The organism is Enterococcus sp. 3G1_DIV0629, from assembly GCF_002141285.1.
Classification (GTDB): Bacteria; Bacillota; Bacilli; order Lactobacillales; family Enterococcaceae; genus Enterococcus_B; species Enterococcus_B lactis.
Map to the genome: position 1 here is coordinate 58,248 of NZ_NGLI01000004.1, position 4,200 is coordinate 62,447.

Sequence of the window (4,200 nt, forward strand, 5' to 3'; positions counted from 1 at the left end):
GTCATATACAGTGTCTTGCACTTTTTTTAAAATTAGATCAGAATTTCTTGTCTTCCAATCTTCAGAATCTACAGACCATTGAATAAATGGTCTATTAATGGCAAGAGCATTTTCACTCGTAATAGATCCATAGGGTGGTCGAATGAACTTTGCTTGTTTACCAGTTGCTTTTTTAATTTCATTATCTGCTTTTTTAATAGCATCATTGGCACTTTCAACAGGAAGGTAAAAGAGATTTTCATGATCATAAGTATGATTTCCAATCTCATGACCTTCTTCTGATGCTTGTTTAACGATTTGAGGATATTTTTCTGTATTTTTTCCTAATACAAAAAACGTAGCATGCACACCTTTAGACTTTAGAATTTCTAAAAGTTGTGGTGTAGTTGATTGACTAGGTCCATCATCAAAACTAATTGCTACACTTTTATTAGCTTCATCACTTGAATCATCATTAGCAATTGAAATTGAATCCATGGTCTTGCCATTTTCTGTGTTTTTCTCTTCTGAAGCCTGTGCAAATGCCGCAGATTTCTCTTGTCTAGCATTCATAGCTTTAACAATTGAAGTTACTTCAAAAGACAAAACTCCTGCTAATGCAATTAGTCCAATAAATAAATATATTTTTTTCAAAATTACACCCCTCATTTTTCTAAAAACTTTACATACAAATAAAATAATGTATAGCTACACTAACAAAAATATTGAAATCAAAAGTACTTATATTTTAATGATAACGTTAAAATATATGTTGAGCTTAGCCTTGGATATTTTAGTGCTTAGATAATTATTATCTAATTAAAATTCAACGACTTAGCTGTTTATTATTTATCACTCTTGTGTTTATGTGTTTACAAGTTTGTTGCTAATATAGCTATAAAATTTTGAAAAAATATTTTATAATTATTTGTTTTCATGATACAGATAACAGATTCTTAGTATAAATAAAAAAACAGTCTTATTCTTTAGAATAAGACTGTTTTAGGATCAATTAATTGTGCTTGAACTAAAGTATTATCTATACAAAGTTCAAAGTGTAAGTGGCTACCTGTACTATTTCCCGTAGAACCAACAAAACCGATAATTTGACCTTGTTTTATGTGGTCTCCAACTTCCACTTGATATTCTTGTTGGTGTGCATATAACGCTGTTGTACCGTCTTCATGTTCAATTGCTACATAATTTCCCCAAGAAGGATGAAACTCTGCTTTAATGACTGTTCCCGTCTTACTTGCATAGATTGGTTCACCTTGTGCAGCGGCTAAATCAAGACCTCTGTGAAACTCTCCTTCTCGCTTACCAAATAAACTAGAAATCGTATAGTTCTTCAATGGAACAATATATCCCTTATTATTTAACTTCGGATCAGTTACTTCTTGATCATATTCTGTTAAATTATAAGTTTCAATCAAACCATTTAACTTTTGATCATATTTCGTATCAGTAGCATATTTTCCTGTTAAAAATCTAGTTGCTTCTTGATAGTTTTTTGTATTTGTCTTCCATACACCATCATAAAAATTACTATTTCCTGTTAATCCCTCTTTTAGTAGTTTCGCATAGTCAGCTAAACTATCTTCATAATTTTTATATTTTCGAAATGTTGCTTGAGTAGTATAGAGAACTCCTTCACCTAAATCTTCTTGTGTCACAAAAGAGACACTATTACCATTATAAGTTCCCTTGATTCCAAATAAATTATAATTTGGTGCTTGTGCTAGTTTACTTTGTCCACTAGCAGATTCCAAAATCGCTTGAGCAATCATTACAGAAGCATATAAATCGTTTTTTTGCCCTACTTTACGTGCAGATTCACCAATTTTACGAATAAAACTTTCTACAGATTCATTCTTTTCAAAATGAAGATCGCCATCATAAGATTCATTACTAGAAGGAACCAAATTTTTAATAGGCGAAGTTGGTGGTTGATGATAAGATATCGTATTTTCCTGAGAATCAGGTTGTTGTATATCTGTTTTTGCTAAGTCGTCATTACCTGATGGTACTTGAGAATCCATTGTCGAGGACGAGACTGTACTTTTATCTGGATCTACTGGACTAATTTCTACATGATTCTGTGGATTTTCTTGGTTAGTACTGTTGCTGTCCGATGGTTTTGACAATGACGGTTTAGACGACTGAGTTGGCGTTTCTATTGGTTTATTTTCAGAAATCTGTTTGTCAGAATCTAAATCATTTTCTTCACTAGAATCTGTTGTAGAATTATTTGTTTCTGTCTCATTCGGTTGCGTTTCTTGCATAGAAGAATCCGTAATTTCATTTTCTGAACTATTTTCAGTTAGTGCCTCAGACTCTTCTAACGAATCATTTATAATTTCTCCATTGGTAACTGTAGTTGACTGTTCTGCTGAAGCCTTTGAATGTTCTTCATTTGCTAAAACAGTTGGAGTATATCCGAAAACTTGTCCTAGCAACAATATTGCAGACAATAATTTTCTTGTTTTCTTCATTAAATTTCTTTCCTCCTACCATTTAGTAAATATAAAAATCTGATATAACAAAAAAGGAATACTTATCGTATCCTTGTTTCTACATCATTAACATTTATCACTTATAATTCAAAAAGTTTATTCTTTTGTATAATCTACAATATTTAGTGATATCTCCTAAACTTAACCTATTTATAAACGAATTATAAAAATCTCACAATTAATCACAATAGATATATGATTTTTAGACCACCTAATAAAATAAATACATATTTATTTTTTATCGATAAATGATCTTAGAAAATATTTTTACAATAGGTATCCTACCCATAAATTGTTTCTAATTCAAGTATTTGAATATTTAGTTTTCTTATAATAGATATACAAAAAGGTTATAAACTATATTCCTATCGTTAGATCCTTTATATTTTAAACATACTCTTCAGCAATAAAAATATTACGCTTAAGTTTGGATAGCTAAATGTATATGATAAATTTTATTAATATCAATTATTTGAAGTTGTTATATTTAGTACAAAAAAATACCCAAATTAGTCATTTTAATTACTATTAGATGTGTAAGATAAATAATGAAGGAGCGATAAATTATGTTAAAAAATTTTACTAAAGAAACACTAGCGCAATATGATGGAATTCACAGTCCCAAAAAGTATATTGCTGTTGATGGAATCGTTTATGATGTTACTGACAATTCTCATTGGATTAATAATCATCACGGGTATATACCAGGAAGAGATTATTCAGAGGAAATAAAATCTGCTCCTCATAGAAAAAAAGTTTTAGATAGCTTAAAAATTGTTGGAAATTATATTTCTTAGAAGGTAATCGAGTTGAATTTTATATTGCGCCAGTTCTTCCAATGTTAAAAGAAAGAAAATCAACATTACTTATATATATTTCAACTTATACCTTAAAATTATGTTGAGTTCTAATTTTTTCTATATTAAACGGTAAAATAAGATACGATTCCTAACTAAAAATGAATAGTTAATCATGTAATACCTCAAAAAATTTTCTTAGATTATCTTTTTGAGGTATTGTCGTTTTTATGAGATGATTTTTTAATAATCCCTATGATAAGTAATTTTCACTTTATTTTTCCTAGTTTTTTTCTTCACTATACTTTTACAAAAAGTAAATTAATACTACTTTTTAAAGCTTTTCAAATAAAAAAACTAACCTATTAATAATAGATCAGCTTTCTTATACGTATTAATTGTTGAAGATATATATTGATATCCAATCATTTTTTTGAAGTTAAATAATATCAAGAGAAAAAGAAGAATCTAATAACTATAGACTGTTTCTTTTTCTCTCAATTTTACCAAATTATATTGGCATACACAAAAACTATAAAAAGGTAACTAAAGTTGGTGGGGCCTAATACAATATGAGTAACATGGAAGATTTTTATATTTGAGGAGATGTGTCACTACATATTAGTATTAGGTATGTTTAAATATTAATACAAAATAACAAAGCAATAGATTCTGTTTTTTTAATCATTAAAAAAAATAAAAGTAATAATTTCTCTTATTAGATACATGCGATAGTTTCTACTATTTTCAGCTATTTGACTTTTATTTATGATCCACCTCTCTAAGAGTAATTCTTTATGTATGGCTAAATATCATTTATAGTATTTTATATATAAATAGTTAAGTTTATCATACTATTTTTAGTCTCTTTAATTGCTAAAAAATGCAGAAATAAATAGACACATATATAA

At 28.3% G+C, this 4,200-nt stretch carries 3 protein-coding genes; 1 reads left to right on the forward strand and 2 read right to left on the reverse strand.

The annotated features are described in order from the left end of the window. On the reverse strand, positions 1-633 hold a 633-nt coding region (locus A5816_RS14455; protein ID WP_256926097.1), incomplete at its 3' end, for a polysaccharide deacetylase family protein. A gap of 332 nt (positions 634-965) precedes the next feature. Then, complete coding sequence (locus A5816_RS14460; protein WP_086311596.1) at positions 966-2,471, reverse strand: glucosaminidase domain-containing protein; 1,506 nt, start codon at positions 2,469-2,471, stop codon at positions 966-968. Positions 2,472-3,058: 587 nt separating this feature from the next. Here A5816_RS14460 and A5816_RS14465 point away from each other — a divergent pair. Next, entirely contained in the window at positions 3,059-3,289 is a 231-nt protein-coding gene (locus A5816_RS14465; protein WP_010733228.1) for a cytochrome b5 domain-containing protein, read from the forward strand. The last annotated feature ends 911 nt before the right edge of the window (positions 3,290-4,200 follow it).